The organism is Kosakonia sp. MH5, assembly GCF_009935945.1.
Lineage (GTDB): Bacteria > Pseudomonadota > Gammaproteobacteria > Enterobacterales > Enterobacteriaceae > Kosakonia > Kosakonia radicincitans.
The window spans coordinates 40,657-59,394 of the sequence record NZ_QODH01000008.1; the positions used below are offsets into that span (position 1 = coordinate 40,657).

The window sequence follows — 18,738 nt, forward strand, 5'->3', positions numbered from 1 at the left end:
CTGTTAACCTGTCTGAACCTTGCGGAATTCCTCAACCTGCGTGAGCAAAAGCCAAACGATTGCTCCGCGGTAAATGTTTGCCTTTCCAGTGATTCTACGTATGGATAAGAGAAACATGGCGCAGCATCCTACCTGCAATCGGCAAATGACGCAAAACATACCCGCCGCCAGTGATGGGACTATTAGCAGAAATTGTGAGGTGAAAGGAGACAAGCAGCGTAAATGATTCAACCAGCAGATAAAAGCAACAGAAAAAACCAGCCATAAACCGGTAAATACCTGCCAATTTTATAAGGTTATAGGCTTATCCCATAAGCATGCATAATGACCGCCGCGCCGACTTTGCTACTTTTTTGCTTATTTAATGTAAATTAATTGTTTCACAGCGTGCGCCGCGCCACCTATTAATGAACGTATCTCCTTCAACATGAGAGCGTTGCATGTATCGTCTGAGTTTGCTGGATAAAAGCCCCATCGCGGAGCAGGAAACCGCGCAGGATGCCCTGGCCCGCACGCTGCAACTGGCGCAGCAGGCTGAACGCTGGGGCTATCACCGGTTCTGGATCGCCGAACACCACAACACTGCCCAGCTTGCCAGCCCCTCGCCGGAGCTGCTGATTGCCTGGATACTGGGTCAAACACAGCGTATTCGCGTTGGCTCCGGCGGTGTGATGCTGCAGCACTACAGCCCGTATAAGGTAGCGGAAAACTTTAACCTGCTGGCCTCGCTGGCGCCGGGGCGGGTTGATTTGGGCATCGGTAAAGCACCCGGCGGCTTACCGCTTTCTACACGCGCCCTGCAGCATGGTGTCAACAGCGCAGAGAAGGGCAGCTTTGCTGAACAGTTGGCGCAACTGGATGGCTGGCTGTCACCGACCGACGGCAGCGCCGAAGAGTCGTTGCTCGCCACACCGCTACCGCCAGTGCGCGCAGAGGGTTTTCTGCTGGGGGCGAGCCTTGAGAGTGCAGCGCTTGCGGCAAAACAGGGATGGAATTTTGTTTTCGCCGCCCACTTGAACGGCGATAAAGCGCTTTTGCGTGACGTTGTCACACAGTGGCAGCAGCAGAGCCAGCGCGATACGCTGGTTGCCGTGCAGGTGATTGTCGCGCCAACCCATGCGCAGGCCGAGGAACTCGCGCAACACGTTGAAGTATGGGGCGTGACGCTGGCGAATGGACAACGCGTTAGCGTCGCCAGCGAAGCACAAGGACATGCCTTTGCCCGTCAGGCCGGGAGCCCGGCAGTCAGCATTACTCGCCGCGAACCTTCGCTGATTGCCGGTACACCGACGCAAGTACGCGCGGCGCTGGAAGCGCTGCATCAGGAATTTGCGATTGATGAATTCATTATTGATACACCGGTGAGCGAAGGGAGCGCGCGCTTGCAGTCGTTACGGCTGCTGGCAGAGGTTCATGCTCGTCAGGAGGTGACAGAATGAGTTTTGAGCAACAACTGCTTGCCTGGCGCCGCGAACTGCATCAACACCCGGAACTCTCATTGCAGGAGTTCGAAACCACACGCCGCATTCGCCACTGGCTGGAAAACGCCGGTTTGCGCCTGCTGCCGCTGACGCTACCGACCGGCGTGGTGGCGGAAGTGGGTGACGGCGAGCCGGTGATTGCGCTGCGCGCGGACATTGACGCCCTGCCGATCGACGAGGCGGTGGACGTGCCGTTTGCCTCGCGTAATCCGGGCATCATGCATGCGTGCGGCCACGATATTCACTCGACAGTGATGCTCGGCGCGGCGCTGTTGCTGAAAGAGAAAGAGTCTCAGCTTGCTGGTCGGGTACGCATTCTGTTTCAACCCGCCGAAGAGAATTTTGGCGGCGCGAAGCGCCTGATTCAGGCGGGAGCACTTAACGGCGTCAGCGCCATTTTCGGCATGCACAATGAACCGGGTTTACCGGTGGGGACGTTTGCCACGCGCAGCGGCGCGTTTTACGCAAACGTAGATCGCTTTGCCTTAAAAGTGTCCGGTAAAGGCGCGCATGCCGCGCGGCCACATGAAGGCAACGACGCCATTTTACTCGCCAGCCAACTGGTGGTGGCGCTGCAGAGTATCGCCAGCCGTAACGTCAATACGCTGGAATCCGTGGTGCTGAGCGTCACCCGTATTCAGGGTGGAAACACCTGGAATGTGTTGCCAGAACACGTCGAGCTGGAAGGCACGCTGCGCACGCACCGCCACGATGTACGCGACAGCGTCAAACGTCGTGTCGATGAGATTGCTGCTGGTCTGGCGCGCGCCTTTGATGCGGAAATCTCCGTCAACTGGTTTGCCGGTCCGGATGCGTTGATCAACCACGAGCGCTGGGCGACATTTGCCCGTGATGTCGCCGACTGGCACGGCTACCAGACAGCACAGGCGGATCTGCATATGGGCGGCGAGGATTTCGCCGTCTATCTGCAACATATTCCGGGCGCGTTTGTCAGCATTGGCAGCGCCAGTGAATACGGTCTGCATCATCCGTCGTTTAATCCTGATGAGGATCTCATCGAACCGGCAGCGCGTTATTTCGCGCTGTTAGCGGAAAAAGCCTTACTGCAACCCTGAAAAATATTATCGCCCTGGCGCGGCTGCGCCGGGCATTCTGTTGCCTGAATATGAGGATGGAGTATGTCTACAGCACGACAATTGCGCCTTGGCACCATATTGCATGGCGCATCGGGAAATATGTCCGCCTGGCGACATCCGGCGGCGGTTGCCGATGCCAGTATTAATTTCGGCTTTGTGCAGGAGACGGCAAAAATTGCCGAGAAAGGGAAACTCGATTTTTTATTTGTCGCTGACGGCTTATATATCAACGAAAAATCGATCCCACATTTTTTAAACCGCTTTGAACCAATCACCGTATTATCCGCACTGGCCAGTGTGACGACTCATCTCGGGCTGGTCGGTACGCTTTCCACCTCCTACAGCGAGCCTTTCACCGTGGCGCGACAGTTTGCCAGCCTCGACCATTTGAGTAATGGCCGCGCAGGCTGGAACGTGGTGACTTCGCCGCTGGAAGGCTCGGCAAAAAACTTCTCACGGGAAAAACATCCGGATCACGCGCTGCGTTACCGCATTGCTGATGAATATCTCGATGTGGTGAAAGGATTATGGAATTCCTGGGAAGAAGATGCCTTTATTCGTGATAAAGCCAGCGGGCAATTCTTCGATCCGGCTAAATTACATACGCTGAATCATCACGGTGATTTTTTTCAGGTTGCCGGGCCATTAAATATCGGCCGCACGCCGCAGGGACGACCCATTATTTTCCAGGCAGGTGCATCCGATGATGGTAAAAAGCTGGCGGCACGTCATGCCGACGCCATTTTTACCCATCAGGAGACGCTTGACGAGGCGAAAGCATTTTATCGCGACGTCAAACAACAACTGGAGCAGTATGGTCGCCGCCATGATGAATTGCATATTTTCCAGGGTGTCAGTGTGATTGTCGGCGACAGCGAAGAGGACGCCGAACAGCAATACCAGACCACCGCAGCGCTGGTATCCATTGCCGATGCGCTCAATTATCTCGGGCGTTATTTCGAACATCACGATTTCAGCCAGTATCCGCTGGATGAACCTTTCCCCGATATCGGCGATTTGGGGCAGAACAGCTTTCGTAGTACCACTGACGAAATCAAACGCAATGCACGTGAACGCCGGTTAACACTGCGCCAGGTGGCGCTGGAGAGCGCCACGCCGCGCCCGCGTTTTTCCGGCACGCCGCAGCAGGTTGCCGATGGCTTGCAGCAGTGGTTTGAAAGCTACGCCGCCGACGGTTTCATCATCCAGGGCGGCACACCGGATACCTTCCCGCGCTTTGTCGACAAAGTCGTGCCGCTGTTGCAGGCGCGCGGGCTGTTTCGCAAGGCGTATCCCGGCACAACACTCCGCGAGAGTTTAGGTCTGCCGCTGCCCGCTAATCCGTTTTCACAACAATAAAAGAAGAGAAACGCTATGCACAAAACATCGCTACTGCTGGCTTTGACATTGAGCGTCATGCCGCTGGCCTGGGCTCAGGATGTGAATATTAACGGCACCGGCGTCAGCCTTGAGGCGAATAAAACGCCGATTAACACCGAGAAAAATCCGGTGGCGGTCGCGCAGTTGCCAAAGGATTACCATTTCGTGCAGCCGGGCAAATTTACCGTTGCCGTTGCTGCGCTTAATTCGCCGCCGCTGACGGTGTTCGCCGACGATAACAAAACGTTGCTCGGCAGCGAGGTGGATATTGCCCGCCTGGTTGCCGACAGTCTGGGGCTGGAACTGAACGTCGTTCCTACCTCCTGGGAAGACTGGCCGCTTGGCGTCACCTCCGGGAAATATGATGCGGCCATCAGCAACATTACCGTCACCAAAGCGCGTAAAGAAAAATTTGATTTCGCCACCTATCGCAAAGACTCCCTCGGCTTTTACGTCAAATCGACCAGTCCGCTGAAGTCGATCGAGAAAGCGGAAGATATCGCCGGGTTGCGCATTATTGTCGGTTCCGGCACCAATCAGGAGGCGATCCTGCTCGCATGGAACGCTGAAAACCTGAAAAAAGGGCTGAAGCCGTTTACCCCGATATACACCAAAGATGACGCCGCGCAGACACTGGCGCTGCAATCCGGGCGCGCCGACGCCTATTTCGGCCCGAATGTCATTGGCGCATGGAAAGCGGCATTGACCGGCAAAACCCGGCTGGTTGGCAGCGTCGATGGCGGCTGGCCGAAGGCGGCGCACATCGCGGTCACACTACGGAAAGGCAGCTGCCTGGCGGAACCGGTACAAACCGCGCTGAACGGCGTTATCAAGAACGGCGATTACGACAAAGTACTTAATCGCTGGGGCGAAGGCGTGGAGAGACTGCCAACGTCGGAGATCAACCCGGCCGGTCTGGGCGATTAAGGAGGTCTGAGATGGGCGAACGATTCCGTGATGTCTCGCCGGAAGCGCCGGAGCTTCAGCCTATTTTAACCGGGCTGTTTGGCGAGTACGCCGCGCGTTATGGCGACTACTTCTCCCGCGATGCGGAAGTGGAGCAGACCGAGTGGTATCTGGCACCGCAGGGGCTGTTTATCGTGCTGGAGCGCGATGGCGAGATCATTGCCACCGGCGCGTACAAGCCGTTTGATACGCACACGGCGGAGATCAAACGTATCTGGACGCACCCGACGCTGCGCCAGCAAGGTCTGGCCGCACGCGTTGTGCAGGAGCTGGAACGCCGCGCATTACTCGCCGGGTACAGCCACATTTACCTGACTACCGGTTTTCGCCAGCCGGAAGCGGTGCGTCTCTATATAAGCCAGGGTTACCAGCCGCAGTTTGATCTCCATCGCGATCCGGAAGAGTACAGCCAGCCGCCTTTCGACGGGCGGCTGCGCTTTACCAAAGCGCTCTCGACAGCGCGCTTAAGCAAAACGGCATGAGGAGGGAGCATGAAAACGATCGAACCGGTTAAAGTCGTCCCCGCACGCTACCCGCTGCGCACGGTGGGTGCAGTGGTGGCGCTGTTTGTGCTGGCGGGCATTGTGCAGTCTGTGGCGTTTAACCCCCGTTGGGAGTGGCAGGTATTCGCCCGCTGGTTTTTCGATCCCGTGATCCTCGACGGGTTAGGGCAGACGTTACTGCTGACGCTGCTCGGCACGGCGCTGAGTTTGGTGTTCGGCGGCCTGCTGGCGCTGGCGCGGCTTTCATCGTCCTGGCTACTGAGCAGCCTGGCGTGGAGCTATATCTGGCTGTTTCGCTCGCTGCCGCTGATTGTCGTGCTGATCATTTTGTATAACTTCTCCTATCTGTACGACAGCTTGTCGCTGGGCATTCCCTTTACGGCAATAAGCTGGGGCCATTACGAAACCATTAACGTGCTCGGCCAGTTCTCCACCGCCGTGGTCGGTTTAACGCTGGTGCAAAGCGCCTATACCGCCGAAATCATCCGCGGGGGATTCCTCGGCGTCGATCACGGGCAGTACGAAGCGGCCGCCGCGCTGGGGTTACCGGCCTGGCGCCGTACGCTGCGCATTATTCTGCCGCAGGCGCTGCGCACGATATTACCTTCCGGTTTTAACGAAATCATCAGTCTCGCCAAAGGCACCGCGATGGTTTACGTACTGGCGATGCCGGAACTGTTTTACACCATCCAGATGATCTACAACCGCACGCAGGAGGTGATCCCGCTGCTGATGGTGAGCGCGGTCTGGTATCTGGTGATCACCAGCGTGCTGTCGGCCATTCAGTATCTGGTTGAGCGCTGGCTGGCACGCAGTGAACGCCGTTCCGCTATCTCTCCATCACGCAAACGCGTTACCGCTGGTGTTCGCACCGCACAACCGCAGGAGCCTGTTCATGCCAACGTCTCTTAATGGGCATATTTCGATTACCGGCGTCAGCAAATATTTTGGTCGCCACAAAGCGCTGGACGGCGTATCGCTGGAGATCCCGCCGGGGTCCGTCACGGTGATCCTTGGCCCCTCCGGTTCGGGCAAATCCACGCTGTTGCGCACCATCAACCACCTTGAACGCGTGGATGAAGGGTTTATCCGCATCGACGGCGAATATATCGGTTACCGCCTGCGCGGCGACAAACTTTATGAGCTGAAGGAGAAAGAGATCCTGCGCCAGCGGGTCAATGTCGGCTATGTGTTTCAGAACTTTAATCTGTTCCCGCATCTGACCGTGCTGGAAAACCTGATTGAAGCGCCGATTGCCCATAAAAAACTGAGCCGCAAAGAGGCGATCGAACAAGCCTGGGAACTGCTGGATGTGGTGGGCCTGCGCAATAAAGCGGATGCCTGGTCGCGCCATCTTTCCGGCGGGCAGCAGCAGCGTATTGCCATTGCCCGCGCGCTGTCGCTGCGTCCGCGCGTGATGTTGTTTGATGAACCGACTTCTGCACTCGATCCGGAACTGGTGGGCGAAGTGCTGGATGTGATTAAAAAGCTGGCGCGTGCGGGATCAACACTGGTGGTGGTGACACACGAGATTGGTTTTGCCCGTGAAGTCGCCGACCAGGTGGTGTTTATGGTCGATGGCAAAATTGTTGAGCAGGGCAGCAGCGATGAGGTGCTCAACCATCCGCAGCATCCACGGACACGGCAGTTTTTATCCAAAGTGTTGTAAGGAGTGAAAATGAAACAGGGATTTCTGGCACTGTTGCTGATAGCTGGCAGCGCGTCTGCCGGACAGATCGATTTACTAGCCAACGAAAAGCCGCTCACCGCCCGGCGCGATGAGACGGCGATCGCCAAAATTCCGGCGAACTATCGCTTTGTGGAGCCGGGGACGTTAACGGTGGCGATCTCCGCGCTCAACTCCCCGCCGCTGGCGCTGGTCGCCAGCGATAATCGCACCCGCATTGGCAGCGATCCGGATATCGCTCGCTTGCTGGCGCAAAATCTTGGGTTAAAACTGAAACTGGTGCCGACTGCGTGGGAGGACTGGCCGTTGGGTATCACCTCCGGGCGCTACGATGTGGCGCTGGTGAACATAGCGGTGACCGAAGCGCGAAAACAGAAGTTTGATTTCGCCACCTATCGTGCGGATTCGCTGGCCTTTTCCGTGAAATCCTCCAGCCCAATCCAGGCGATTCATGGGGCGGAGGATCTGGCTGGTCGCAAAGTGATTGTCGGCTCCGGCACCAACCAGGAGCGGATTTTGCTGGGCTGGAATGAAGAGAACCGCGCCGCCGGACGACAACCGGCGCAGCCGATCTACCTGACGGATGACGCTTCCGGCAATCTTTATATTCAGTCCGGGCGGGCGGATGTGGTATTTGGTCCGCAGGCTGTGGCGTCGTATAAAGCGGCGCTGAATGGCACCACACGGGTGGTCGGGCTGGGGCCGAAAAAAGCGTGGGTCGCCACCACTACCAAAAAAGGGAACGGGCTGGTCTATGCCTTGCAGGCAGCGCTTGACGGCGCTATTGCGCGCGGCGAGTACCAGCAGGTGCTGGCGCGCTGGGGAGAGCAGGGGGAGGCGGTGACGCAATCGCTGGTCAATCCACCGGGTATTACCTACAACTAAAAAAAGCTGCTCCGCCGGGAGTACAGGGTGACGGAGCAGCGCGGCGTTAGCGGGACGCCAGAATCAGACTCAGGCCGCCGTTGGCGCTAGCGTAATGCGCTCCAGCGAACCAACAATAAACAAATACGAGAACAGACCAACCAGCCCCATTGAGCCGACATACAAAATGGCGTAATCGAAGGAGTGGGTATTGGCGAGGATCACGCCAATGACCAGCGGTGTGACAATGCTCGCCAGGTTACCGCACATGTTGAACACGCCACCCGCGATACCGAGCACTTCTTTCGGCGATGTATCACTCAACACGCACCAGCCCAGGTTGCCAAACCCTTTCGAGAAGAACGCCACGCTCATCGCCGCAACTACCACCACTTCTGAGTCGGTATAGTTGGCCAGCACAATCACACAGGAGAGCAGCATGCCGCAGATCACCGGGAATTTACGCGCCGTCGTCAGGCTGTAACCGCGTCTCAGCAGCCAGTCGGAAACAACGCCGCCCAGCAACCCACCGATAAACCCGGCGATCGCCGGAATACTGGCGATAAAACCCACTTTCAGAATCGACATCCCTTTGGCCTGGTAGAGATAGGTCGGAAACCAGGTCAGGAAGAACCAGGTAATCGAGGTGACACAAAATTGCCCGATATACACACCGATCATCATGCGATTAATACAGACGCTTTTGATCTGCGCCAGGCTGATTTTTTCCGGACCTTTTTTACTGCCGAGCGAGGGTTCACCGCCACCGTCGCGAATATAATCAATTTCCTGCTGGTTAATATCTTTATGCGATAACGGATCGCGAACTTTCACCAACCAGAATATGCCAAGTACGACACCGATCGCGCCAATATAATAAAAAACATAGTGCCAGCTAAGATTGTGCAGAATAATGGTCATCAGCGGCGTAATAATACCCAGCGAAATATATTGCGCCGCCTGATATACAGCCGTAACAAATCCACGCTCTTTATTTGGAAACCACTGCACGCTTAAGCGGCTGTTGGCCGGAAAGGCGGGCGCTTCAATCGCGCCCATCAGCAGGCGCAGTATTACCAGCACAATTAGCGGGCTGGCGTAGAGGTAAATGGTGCCCTGAAACATGGTGACTATCGACCAGCCAATCAGCGCGCAGCCATACACCAGCCGTGAACCATATTTATCCAGCAACCAACCGCCGGGAATTTGCAGGGCCACGTAAGAAATACCAAATACCGAAAATGCGAGGCCAAGTGCTTCCGGATCAAAACCTAATTCTTTACTCATGATTGGCGCGACCACCGAAAGAGTGGCGCGGTCAGCATAATTAAATACGGTGGCAAGAAATAAGAAAACAAGAATGCTGTAACGCACATTGGTGCGTTTAATTATTGTATTCATCGCAACTCCTCGAAACAGGGTTGAATGTGGTGTAGGGAACAGAAAAAAGACGGGAGGGCTCTCCCGTCAGGATGTCATTATTATGGGCGTTTACCGAATTCACAGCTGGTTTGCGTCCACGCGCGAGCCTGTTCGCTGATGCTGAAACCAAGACCGTGGCGGTCAGAGACGTACATACGCCCATCGCGCAGTTCAAGCTGCTCGTTAAATAGCGGATTCAGCCATTCGAAGTGCTCCAGCCACGGCTCCAGCGGATAAGCGGCAGAAAGGTGCAGGTGAACTTCCATAGCAAAGTGCGGCGCCAGTTTGCGGCCATGTTTGGCGGCCAGATCCATGATCTTCAGGAAGGGTGAAATCCCGCCGACGCGTGGCGCATCTGGCTGCACGAAGTCGCTGGCGTTGCCAAGGATAAGCTGTTCGTGTTCGCGAAAGCTGGTCAGCATTTCGCCGGTGGCGATTGGCGTATCCAGAGCGGCAGCGAGCTGGGCATGGCCTTCGACGTCATAAGCATCCAGCGGTTCTTCAATCCAGATCAAATTGAATTTTTCCATCTGGCGGCCCATGCGAATCGCGGTTTCGCGATCCCACTGCTGATTGGCATCAACCATCAGCGGGAAATCATCGCCCAGCGCTTCGCGCACGGCTGTCAGGCGGCGGATATCCTCTTTGGTATCCGGCTGGCCGACCTTAATTTTGATGCCGCCGATGCCGTTTTCACGGGAAATAATCACATTTTTCAGCACCTGATCCAGCGGGGTATGCAGGAAGCCGCCGGAGGTGTTGTAGCACTGCACCGAGTCGCGGTGCGCGCCCAGCAGTTTCGCCAGCGGCAGACCTGCACGTTTGGCTTTCATATCCCACAATGCAATATCGATAGGGGAGATGGCCTGCACCGCCATCCCGCTGCGGCCAACCGATGCGCCTGCCCACAGCAGTTTGGTATAGATTTTGTCGATATCGTTCGGATCTTCGCCCAGCAGGTTATCGGCAATCTCTTTGGCGTGCGCATAGATCCCCTGACCCCCGGCGCGTTTGGAGTAGCTGAAGCCGACACCCTCAAAACCATCACGACTGCGGATCTCCGCAATGATGATCGCCACCTCAGTCAGCGGCTTTTGGCGGCCGGTGAGGACTTTCGCATCGCTTACTGGCGTCGCCAGCGGCAGGAAGGCGAGGGAGAGTTTTACCCACGCAATACGATCGCCGGTTTCAGCGGCGGTTTTTGCCCCTGCGGCTTTGGCATAGGTCACGGCATCGGAATTCGCACTTACGGTCATGATTAGCTCCTGTGAACAACATAATGTTTGCGCTAACATTTGTAGATCCACAACAAATATATGACCAGAGAAATGGTGTGATTATGTACAATCGATCACAAATAATGGCGCCAAAGGAGATGTTATTGTGAATAACTTCGCATTTAATAGTCGAAGGCAGAGTGGTTGCCCTATAAATGATAGCGTTAACATAAAAAGTATAAAATGCCTGCTAACGCACTGATTTCTGAGGAGCGGCGGCAATGATGGGAGAAATGCGTATAATACAACGCGAGAATCATAAAAACGCTGAATGCTCTGTGAGTGAACATGTCGAAAACATCTCGTTCTGTCCCACCGCGTGCGCCCACGCTGGAAGATGTAGCCCGTGCCGCTGGCTTGTCATCCATGACCGTAAGTAGGGCGCTTAACACGCCGCAACTGGTACGTCCCAAAACGGTAGAAAAGGTTATCGCGGCGGTCAAAGCAACGGGGTATATCCCCAATGCGTTGGCCGGTGGGCTGGCCTCGCGGCGCAGTAAATTAATCGCCGTGGTGGTGCCGCAAATTAACAACAACATGTTCGTCGACACGATTCAGGCCATCAGCGATGAGCTGGCGGTGCGCGGTTACCATATGTTGCTCTGCGTTGCCGGATACACGCAACAAACCGAAGCCGATCTGGTTGCCGCGCTGCTTTCGCGCCGCCCGGACGGTATCGTTCTGACCGGGATTCATCACTCGACAGATCTGAAAAAAGTGCTCCTCAATGCCAACGTACCGGTAGTGGAAATCTGGGATTTAACCCCGACGCCGCTGGATATGCTGGTGGGCTTCTCCCACGAGAAAGTCGGCCAGGCAACGGCCGAGTATCTGCTGCGTAAAGGCTATCGCCGTCCTGGTTTGCTGTGGACAGTGGACAAACGCGCCGCGCAGCGTAAAGCCGGGTTGCGCGAAGTGCTGGAACGTAATGGCATCAGCGAACCGGGCAGCGTCGATGTGGCTTTACCAGCGCGATTCACCTCGGGGCGCCAGGGGCTGGCGCAGCTACTGGAGCAGGGCGATTTCGATGTGATTGTTTGCAGCTCCGACACGCTGGCGCAGGGCGCAATCATTGAAGCGCAGTCGCGTGGTTTACAGGTGCCGCGCGATCTGGCGGTGATTGGCTTTGGCGATCTCGATTTTGCCGCCGGAAATCAGCCTGCCATTACCACGGTCAGCGTCGATCGGCAAATTATTGGTCAGCGGGCGGCAACGATGCTGGCCGATCGTATCGAAGGCAGCGAGGTTGACGCGCCTATTGTTGATATTGGCTTCCATTTTGTGGAACGGGAATCCGCATAACACCATGAAAATTAATGTCATCGGCACCAGCGGCAGCGGAAAATCAACGCTGGCGAAACGCATCGCCGCAAAGCTTAATTTGCCCTATATCGAAATGGACAGACTGTACTGGCGGGCCAACTGGCAGGGAACGCCGGATGAGGAACTGTATTCCCGACTGGAACAGTTACTGGCACAGCCGGGCTGGGTACTCGATGGCAACTACAATCGCAGCCGGGATATAAAATGGCGGCATGTCGATCTTGTCGTGTGGGTTGATTACGGTTTCTGGCGCACGATGCGTCAGGCGGTGTTGCGCGCAGCGCGCCGTGCCTGGCACAAACAGGAGCTATGGCCGGGCACCGGAAACTGTGAAAGTTTCCGCCGCTCATTCTTCAGCCGCAAGTCGATCATTCTCTGGACGATAAAAACCTGGCGCGCGAATCGCCTGCGTTACGCGCAGGATATGGCTGACCCGCGCTACCAGCATCTGCGTTTTGTGCGTCTTACCAGCCCACAGCATGCTGACGAATTTCTCGCTACTTTGACCTAAAATTAGGGCTTATCCTCTGTAAGGAGCCCTTATGATCACTGTTTATGGTGTCCCCGGCTGGGGATCGGCGCTAAGTGAAGTGATGTTGACGCTGGCGGAAATCCCTTATCGCTTTGTCAACGTCGACGGCTTTGACCAGCCTGGCGCCCGGCAGGAGATGTTGAAAAAACTTAACCCGCTGGGCCAGGTGCCGACGCTGCAACTTGACGACGGCAGCATTATGACCGAATCGGCTGCCGTGGCGTTGATGATCCTCGACCAGCGCCCGGATTTAGCGCCGCCTGTCGGCACGCCGGAAAGGCAACAATTCTGGCGATTACTGGTATGGCTGGTCGCCAATGTTTATCCCACATTTACCTACGCAGATTACCCGGAACGCTGGGCCAGCGACGCGCCGGAACAATTACAGGAAAACTGCAAGGCATACCGCAAGTCGCTCTATTTGTGGCTGGAGAGCCAGCTAAAAGCCGCACCATATGCGTTTGGCGAATCATTGACGTTGCTCGATATCTATATCTGCGTGATGCGAACCTGGGGACCGCGCCACGCGTGGTTTAAGGAACATACGCCGAAATTCAGCGCCATTGCCGATGCGGTTTGTCGTGTACCCACCCTTCAGGAGGTACTGCGGAATAATGACATCCTGACATAACGGATTATTGCTGGGTATTTAAATATTCTTAGAGCATCATATAAATTGAAAATCTATATAAGATGAAGGGGCGAAAAATAAATTGATATCGCCCCTTTTCTGTGAGACAACTCCTACCGGGACGACGTCCATAGATAATATTTCCGGATGGCAATAAAAGATGGAAATATCATATTAACATTAACGGGATGATAGTAATGGAATATATTCATTCGTATCTGGTCGGTGGTTCGTGGTTTACTCTGGGTGATAGCATAACAGAACGCGGATGGTATCAGCCTATTGTCGCCAAAAATCTGGGGCTTGCTGAGTGGACAAACTATGGTATTGGCGGAACTTGTATTGCACAGAAAAACCAACATGATAATACCGCGATGTGTTTACGATATAACCAGATGGGGGAGAACCCCGATTTGATTACCATCTGGGGTGGAGGAAATGACTTTGGTTTTAACTTCGGTTCCGAGGGCGGTACAGAAATAGGAAAAATCAAAGATAATACGCCATTGACATTTTATGGCGCGATGAATTTATTACTGGCCGGCGTCATTAAAAAATATCCGTTAGCGCGCGTCGGATTCATTGTCACCACGCCGGTTTCCTTTGCCCGTGGCAGAGATCAAAAGAATGCTAAAGGATATTATCTTACCGATTACTGCCACGTTTGCCGTGAGATGTGTGAGCAATACTCTATTCCTTATCTGGACTTACAAAAGAATTCCGGCTTCAACGAACTCAACATGAATATTATGACCAGCAACACCGCTGGAACGGTTTCCGACGGGCTGCACCCTTCAAAATTAGGCATGGAAAGGTTAGCGAGTAAAATCACGCATTTTATCTTATCGCTTTAGGAGATACACAATGCATTTATTCATGAACGGCTGTTGCGCATGACAGGGATAACAGACACATATCTCTATATTTTGCTCTATTCGTTACTGGCTTTTCTTCTTTCTTACGGCCTTTGTACGCTGCTCAAGCGCACACGGGTAACGGCCAGACTGGTCACACTTTGATAACGTGTTGTGCTACTGTGACACTCTCTTGAAAACGAGGAGTTTGCTATGCCGCACGTTGATATCAAATGTTTTCCCCGCGATCTGAACGATGAGCAGAAAACCGCTCTGGCAGAGGATATTGCCGCAGTGATTATGCGTCATCTGAACAGCAAAGAGAGTTCCATCAGCGTTGCGCTGAATGAATACGCGCCGGAAGAGTGGAAAGCGCAGGTCTGGGATACGGAAATTGCTCCGCAAATGGAGCAATTGATTAAAAAACCGGGCTACAGTATGTAAAACGCGGCTGCCCACACCAGCTGTGTGGGCTTTTTTCTTATCCATCATGAGTTATCTCCATTTCTGTTATTGCATTTTTTGTATAGTTCCCCGCCGATGATTGCCTGTGGGATATCTGCATATTCGCCAGTACATCACTGACAAAGAGATACCCGTGAAAACCTGTTCTATTGTTGCCCTTCCTGCGGATGGTATTGCCCGGAAGTGATTTCCGCTGGCGTTCACGTACTACATGCTCTGGCAAAACGGCAGGACGATATTGAAGCAAGGCGACCACACACGAGGTTACCGGGGCGGTTATTCACGCCATCGCCCGAAGCTAATTAATTATTCCTGATGATAATGCGCCCGCGCTGACGCATTATTTATATGTATTCATATTTTTTATTAATAGCCATTTTTATTATACACCTCGCATTTATTTTATTACGTCTTTCAGCAATTTAGGAACTTTCATATTTGCAAGTTGTCTATCAAAAATATAAAGTTCCTCTGAATCTATGCCAGGTTGATTAACTTTATAATGACTATGGCGAAAACATATATTGAGCATTTATATTTGCCGTTCACATACGTTAGCAGCAAATAGAACCCGGACAATATCTGTTATCATTTAAATTGTGCTTGCCACCTTCAATATTATTAATGTCGAATCTTGAATGTGATTGTTTTTGTTAAAACAATATCACGTAATTATTTTCTTTGTGAATGTATTTTTATTTAGTGATAAACAGCAACTAAATAAGACCCGATAAAATATCCCACTAAGGAGGGGGGTAATGTTTAGAAAGGAAGCACTTGAAAACCGAAAAATGAGATGGCGCGGTCGCGCAATACTACTGCCTGGCGTCCCGCTCTGGCTCATTATTATGTTCTGCGTCTGCTTTCTGGCCGCTTTTCTGACCTTTGTAATTGATGGCACATATATGCGCAGGGTAAACGTCAGTGGAGAAATTACCACCTGGCCTCGCCCTGTTACCATTTATTCAAATGCTCAGGGGTTTATTGTTAAATCCTATGTTACGGAAGGGCAAAAAATAAAAAAAGGCGATCCGGTATACCTGATTGATGTCAGCCGAAGCACCCATAGCGGCGTGGTCAGTGATAATCAGCGCAATGATATCGAGCAACAAATCACCCGCGTGGAAAATATTATCGCCGGGTTACAGGAGAGTAAAAATGCCACGCTGAAAACGCTTGAGAAGCAAAAGCAGCAATATAGCGAAGCGCTTAAATTTTCGACCGACGTTATTCGCCGGGCAGAAGAGGGCGTTAAATTGATGAAAGAGAACATGGAAAATTATCGTCGTTATCAGGCCCGGGGTCTTATCACCAAGGATCAGCTTACGAACCATGTGACGCTCTATTATCAGCAGCAGAATGACCTGTTAGGTCTGCGCAGCCAGAGTGAACAAAATGCGCTGCAAGTGACCAGCCTCGAGAGTGAAATTCAGACGCAGGCGGCAGATTTCGACAATCGTATTTACCAGATGGAACTTCAGCGTTACGACCTGCAAAAAGAGCGTCTGAATGCTGATATCAGCGGTGATGTGATTGTGCGGGCAACGTCTGACGGCAAAATCGATTCCCTGAGCGTCACTGCCGGGCAAATGGTGAATGCCGGCGACAGTCTGTTGCAGATTATCCCCGAATCTATCGATCACCATTTACTGGTGGCCTGGGTGCCAAACGACGCGACGCCGTATATCGCCGTCGGCGACAAAGTCAATCTCCGCTATGAAGCTTTTCCTGCCGAAAAATTCGGCCAGTTTTCGGCAACCATCAGTCAGATATCGAAAACACCGGCTTCAACACAGGAAATGATGACTTATCCTGGAGCGCCAAAAAATCTCCAGGGCACATCGATCCCTTATTACAAAGTCGTTATTAAACCCGATCGCGAAGTGGTGGAGTACGACGGAAAACGTATTTCTCTGGAAAATGGCATGAAGGCGCAGAGCACGCTGTTTCTCGAAAAAAGAAGAATTTATCAATGGATGCTTTCCCCGTTCTACGACATGAAGCACAGCGCAACAGGACCTGTAAATGAGTAATAAAAGCCTATTTACCGCGCTGCTCGGCAAGCTGGATTTAAGCTGGTTCCGACGCGTTCCGATGGTACACCAGACCGAATCTTCGGAGTGTGGTCTGGCGAGCCTGGCCATGATCTGTGGCCACTATGGCAAAAATATTGACCTGATAAGTCTGCGTCAGCAGTTTAACCTCTCAGCAAGAGGAACCACGCTGATTGGGTTGAATGAAATTGCGGGCCAGCTTGGCCTTGCTACCCGTGCATTATCGCTGGATTTGCATGAGCTGAAGCTGCTTAAAACCCCTTGCGTCCTGCACTGGGATTTTAACCACTTTGTGGTGTTGGTCGCCGTCAAAGGCAATAAGTATGTGATTAACGATCCAGCGCGTGGACGCAGAACTGTCGGCCAGGCGGAGATGTCGCAATACTTTACCGGCGTCGCGCTGGAAGCCATGCCGGGCAGTGAATTTACCCAGGAAAAAGTAAAAAATCGCGTACGCTTGCGCTCGCTGATCGGTAGTGTTCACGGAATTAAAGCCACGCTGGCAAAGATCTTTTGCCTTTCTATTGTCATTGAAGCGATCAACCTTGTACTGCCGGTAGGTACGCAACTGGTCATGGACCATGCTATTCCGGCGGGCGATCGCGGTTTGCTGTCGCTCATCTGTATCGGGCTGTTTTTCTTTATTCTGTTGCGGGCCTCCGTCAGCATGCTGCGCGCGTGGACATCGCTGGTGATGTCCACGCTCATTAATGTGCAGTGGCAATCGGGCTTATTCCGGCACCTGATTAAACTGCCGCTGGGCTATTTTGAACGGCGTAAAATGGGGGATATTCAATCCCGTTTCGGCTCACTGGATACGCTACGTGAAACCTTTACCAGCAGCGTCGTCGGCGCCATCATGGACGGTATCATGGTGGTTGGCGTATTGATAATGCTGGTGCTGTATGGCGGCTGGCTAACATGGGTGGTGCTTGGGTTTACCGCAGTTTATGTGCTGATCCGTCTGTTAACGTATAACTACTATCGCCAGCTCTCGGAAGAACGCCTGGTCAGAGGCGCGCGCGCCAGCTCCTATTTTATGGAGACGCTGTACGGTATCGCTACGGTCAAAATGCAGGATATGAGCGAGCGTCGTGGCACTCACTGGCTAAATTTGCAGGTCGATACCATCAACACCGGGATTAAACTTACTCGCCTGGATCTCTTTTTTAATGGCCTTAATACGTTTATTGCCGCCTGCGATCAGGTCGCGATTTTGTGGCTCGGCACCAGTCTGGTGATAGACAATCAGATGACTATCGGTATGTTCGTTGCCTTTGGCGCCTTCAGTGGCCAGTTCTCTGATCGTATCGGTTCGCTGGTTGATTTCTTACTGCAACTGCGAATGATGAGTTTGCATAACGAACGTATTTCCGATATCGCTTTGCATGAGCGCGAGCCGAGAAAACCGGATTTACCGGCAACCACGGAAATGCGTCCTCTCGGCCTTGAAACCACCGGACTGAGTTATCGTTACGACAGCCAGTCAGCCCCGATATTTAATGATCTGGCGCTGCGGATTGAGCCGGGTGAGAGTGTAGCGCTGGTCGGCGCTTCTGGCGCCGGAAAGACGACATTAATGAAAGTGCTTTGCGGCCTGTTTGAACCCGATGCCGGTAAGGTGCTGGTTGATGGCATGGATATCAAACAACTCGGGATCAATAACTACCACAAAATGATTGGCTGCGTGCTACAGGATGACAAGCTGTTCGCCGGTTCTTTGCGGGAAAATATCTGTGGATTCGCTGAACATGCCGATGAGGAGTGGATGGTTGAGTGCGCCAAAGCAAGCCATATCCACGATGTTATTCTCGCAATGCCAATGGGCTACGAAACGCTAATTGGCGAACTGGGCGAGGGGCTCTCCGGCGGGCAGAAGCAGCGCGTATTTATTGCGCGCGCGCTTTATCGCAAGCCAGGGCTGCTCTTTATGGATGAAGCGACCAGTGCGCTGGATCATGAAAGCGAAGCCTGTGTAAATAACGCTATTAAGCAGTTGAATATTACTCGTGTTATTATCGCGCACCGTGCAACAACTATTGCAACAGCGGATCGCGTTATCAACCTGTAATTCCATAAACACCCGGCATGCCGCTTTGTTTACTTTAGGAATAATATTTCAAATTATTTCTGGACGATAAAGCGGCATATAATAGATAATTTATTCACAGGTTATAAAGAGTACCTGTTCAAGAGACAATA

The 18,738-nt window shown here is 53.2% G+C and carries 15 protein-coding genes and 1 pseudogene; 14 read left to right on the forward strand and 2 right to left on the reverse strand.

Going from position 1 to position 18,738, the window contains the following annotated elements; translation table 11 throughout:
• Nucleotides 1–440: 440 nt before the first annotated feature.
• The 7 genes and pseudogenes from DK872_RS19590 to DK872_RS19625 all read left to right on the forward strand — a co-directional run bounded on the left by DK872_RS19590 (nucleotide 441) and on the right by DK872_RS19625 (nucleotide 7,999).
• The gene (locus DK872_RS19590; RefSeq protein WP_007375132.1) at nucleotides 441–1,439 is read left to right on the forward strand and encodes an MsnO8 family LLM class oxidoreductase; all 999 of its coding nucleotides are present in this window, start codon (nucleotides 441–443) and stop codon (nucleotides 1,437–1,439) included.
• Nucleotides 1,436–2,557: an amidohydrolase gene (locus DK872_RS19595; protein WP_035885666.1), complete on the forward strand. Its 1,122-nt coding sequence runs from the start codon at nucleotides 1,436–1,438 to the stop codon at nucleotides 2,555–2,557. The genes DK872_RS19590 and DK872_RS19595 overlap by 4 nt, the downstream gene beginning before the upstream one ends.
• 63 nt (nucleotides 2,558–2,620) lie before the next feature.
• A pseudogene (locus DK872_RS27605) lies at nucleotides 2,621–4,885 on the forward strand (NtaA/DmoA family FMN-dependent monooxygenase).
• A gap of 11 nt (nucleotides 4,886–4,896) precedes the next feature.
• Nucleotides 4,897–5,406 (forward strand): GNAT family N-acetyltransferase, encoded by a 510-nt coding sequence (locus DK872_RS19610; RefSeq protein WP_035885669.1) that lies wholly within the window; start codon nucleotides 4,897–4,899, stop codon nucleotides 5,404–5,406.
• 9 nt (nucleotides 5,407–5,415) lie between these two features.
• Complete coding sequence (locus DK872_RS19615) at nucleotides 5,416–6,339, forward strand: amino acid ABC transporter permease (protein WP_161518733.1); 924 nt, start codon at nucleotides 5,416–5,418, stop codon at nucleotides 6,337–6,339.
• Entirely contained in the window at nucleotides 6,323–7,096 is a 774-nt protein-coding gene (locus DK872_RS19620) for an amino acid ABC transporter ATP-binding protein (RefSeq protein ID WP_035885671.1), read from the forward strand. The genes DK872_RS19615 and DK872_RS19620 overlap by 17 nt, the downstream gene beginning before the upstream one ends.
• A 9-nt stretch (nucleotides 7,097–7,105) precedes the next feature.
• Nucleotides 7,106–7,999, forward strand: coding sequence for a transporter substrate-binding domain-containing protein (locus tag DK872_RS19625; protein WP_161518734.1), 894 nt, complete (start codon nucleotides 7,106–7,108; stop codon nucleotides 7,997–7,999).
• Nucleotides 8,000–8,068: 69 nt separating this feature from the next.
• Here DK872_RS19625 and DK872_RS19630 read toward each other — a convergent pair whose 3' ends face one another.
• Nucleotides 8,069–9,379 carry an MFS transporter gene (locus DK872_RS19630; protein WP_035885673.1) on the reverse strand — a complete coding sequence of 437 codons (1,311 nt, stop codon included), beginning with the start codon at nucleotides 9,377–9,379 and terminating at the stop codon, nucleotides 8,069–8,071.
• An 80-nt stretch (nucleotides 9,380–9,459) separates the two neighbouring features.
• Nucleotides 9,460–10,656: an L-talarate/galactarate dehydratase gene (locus DK872_RS19635; protein ID WP_007375123.1), complete on the reverse strand. Its 1,197-nt coding sequence runs from the start codon at nucleotides 10,654–10,656 to the stop codon at nucleotides 9,460–9,462.
• A 309-nt stretch (nucleotides 10,657–10,965) separates the two neighbouring features.
• Here DK872_RS19635 and DK872_RS19640 point away from each other — a divergent pair, with 309 nt between their 5' ends.
• The 7 genes from DK872_RS19640 to DK872_RS19670 all read left to right on the forward strand — a co-directional run bounded on the left by DK872_RS19640 (nucleotide 10,966) and on the right by DK872_RS19670 (nucleotide 18,607).
• The gene (locus tag DK872_RS19640) at nucleotides 10,966–11,979 is read left to right on the forward strand and encodes a LacI family DNA-binding transcriptional regulator (RefSeq protein WP_035885674.1); all 1,014 of its coding nucleotides are present in this window, start codon (nucleotides 10,966–10,968) and stop codon (nucleotides 11,977–11,979) included.
• Between the two features lie 4 nt (nucleotides 11,980–11,983).
• Nucleotides 11,984–12,511, forward strand: coding sequence for an AAA family ATPase (locus DK872_RS19645; protein ID WP_035885675.1), 528 nt, complete (start codon nucleotides 11,984–11,986; stop codon nucleotides 12,509–12,511).
• Between the two features lie 31 nt (nucleotides 12,512–12,542).
• Nucleotides 12,543–13,163: a glutathione S-transferase family protein gene (locus DK872_RS19650; RefSeq protein WP_035885676.1), complete on the forward strand. Its 621-nt coding sequence runs from the start codon at nucleotides 12,543–12,545 to the stop codon at nucleotides 13,161–13,163.
• Between the two features lie 197 nt (nucleotides 13,164–13,360).
• Nucleotides 13,361–14,017 (forward strand): SGNH/GDSL hydrolase family protein, encoded by a 657-nt coding sequence (locus DK872_RS19655; protein ID WP_035885677.1) that lies wholly within the window; start codon nucleotides 13,361–13,363, stop codon nucleotides 14,015–14,017.
• Nucleotides 14,018–14,230: 213 nt separating this feature from the next.
• Complete coding sequence (gene pptA / locus DK872_RS19660; RefSeq protein ID WP_035885678.1) at nucleotides 14,231–14,461, forward strand: tautomerase PptA; 231 nt, start codon at nucleotides 14,231–14,233, stop codon at nucleotides 14,459–14,461.
• A gap of 779 nt (nucleotides 14,462–15,240) precedes the next feature.
• On the forward strand, nucleotides 15,241–16,515 hold the full coding sequence (locus DK872_RS19665; protein WP_035885679.1) for an HlyD family secretion protein: 1,275 nt from the start codon (nucleotides 15,241–15,243) through the stop codon (nucleotides 16,513–16,515).
• Nucleotides 16,508–18,607 carry a peptidase domain-containing ABC transporter gene (locus tag DK872_RS19670; RefSeq protein WP_161518735.1) on the forward strand — a complete coding sequence of 700 codons (2,100 nt, stop codon included), beginning with the start codon at nucleotides 16,508–16,510 and terminating at the stop codon, nucleotides 18,605–18,607. Before DK872_RS19665 ends, DK872_RS19670 begins: the two co-directional genes overlap by 8 nt.
• The last annotated feature ends 131 nt before the right edge of the window (nucleotides 18,608–18,738 follow it).

Bases quoted from the DNA above. Each gene is read 5' to 3' on its own strand.
- DK872_RS19645 (WP_035885675.1), top strand. From the start codon at position 11,984: ATGAAAATTAATGTCATCGGCACCAGCGGCAGCGGAAAATCAACGCTG.
- DK872_RS19655 (WP_035885677.1), top strand. From the start codon at position 13,361: ATGGAATATATTCATTCGTATCTGGTCGGTGGTTCGTGGTTTACTCTG.
- DK872_RS19595 (WP_035885666.1), top strand. From the start codon at position 1,436: ATGAGTTTTGAGCAACAACTGCTTGCCTGGCGCCGCGAACTGCATCAA.
- DK872_RS19630 (WP_035885673.1), bottom strand. From the start codon at position 9,379: ATGAATACAATAATTAAACGCACCAATGTGCGTTACAGCATTCTTGTT.
- DK872_RS19635 (WP_007375123.1), bottom strand. From the start codon at position 10,656: ATGACCGTAAGTGCGAATTCCGATGCCGTGACCTATGCCAAAGCCGCA.
- DK872_RS19590 (WP_007375132.1), top strand. From the start codon at position 441: ATGTATCGTCTGAGTTTGCTGGATAAAAGCCCCATCGCGGAGCAGGAA.
- DK872_RS19640 (WP_035885674.1), top strand. From the start codon at position 10,966: ATGTCGAAAACATCTCGTTCTGTCCCACCGCGTGCGCCCACGCTGGAA.
- DK872_RS19650 (WP_035885676.1), top strand. From the start codon at position 12,543: ATGATCACTGTTTATGGTGTCCCCGGCTGGGGATCGGCGCTAAGTGAA.
- DK872_RS19620 (WP_035885671.1), top strand. From the start codon at position 6,323: ATGCCAACGTCTCTTAATGGGCATATTTCGATTACCGGCGTCAGCAAA.
- DK872_RS19610 (WP_035885669.1), top strand. From the start codon at position 4,897: ATGGGCGAACGATTCCGTGATGTCTCGCCGGAAGCGCCGGAGCTTCAG.
- DK872_RS19665 (WP_035885679.1), top strand. From the start codon at position 15,241: ATGTTTAGAAAGGAAGCACTTGAAAACCGAAAAATGAGATGGCGCGGT.
- DK872_RS19615 (WP_161518733.1), top strand. From the start codon at position 5,416: ATGAAAACGATCGAACCGGTTAAAGTCGTCCCCGCACGCTACCCGCTG.
- DK872_RS19625 (WP_161518734.1), top strand. From the start codon at position 7,106: ATGAAACAGGGATTTCTGGCACTGTTGCTGATAGCTGGCAGCGCGTCT.
- pptA (WP_035885678.1), top strand. From the start codon at position 14,231: ATGCCGCACGTTGATATCAAATGTTTTCCCCGCGATCTGAACGATGAG.
- DK872_RS19670 (WP_161518735.1), top strand. From the start codon at position 16,508: ATGAGTAATAAAAGCCTATTTACCGCGCTGCTCGGCAAGCTGGATTTA.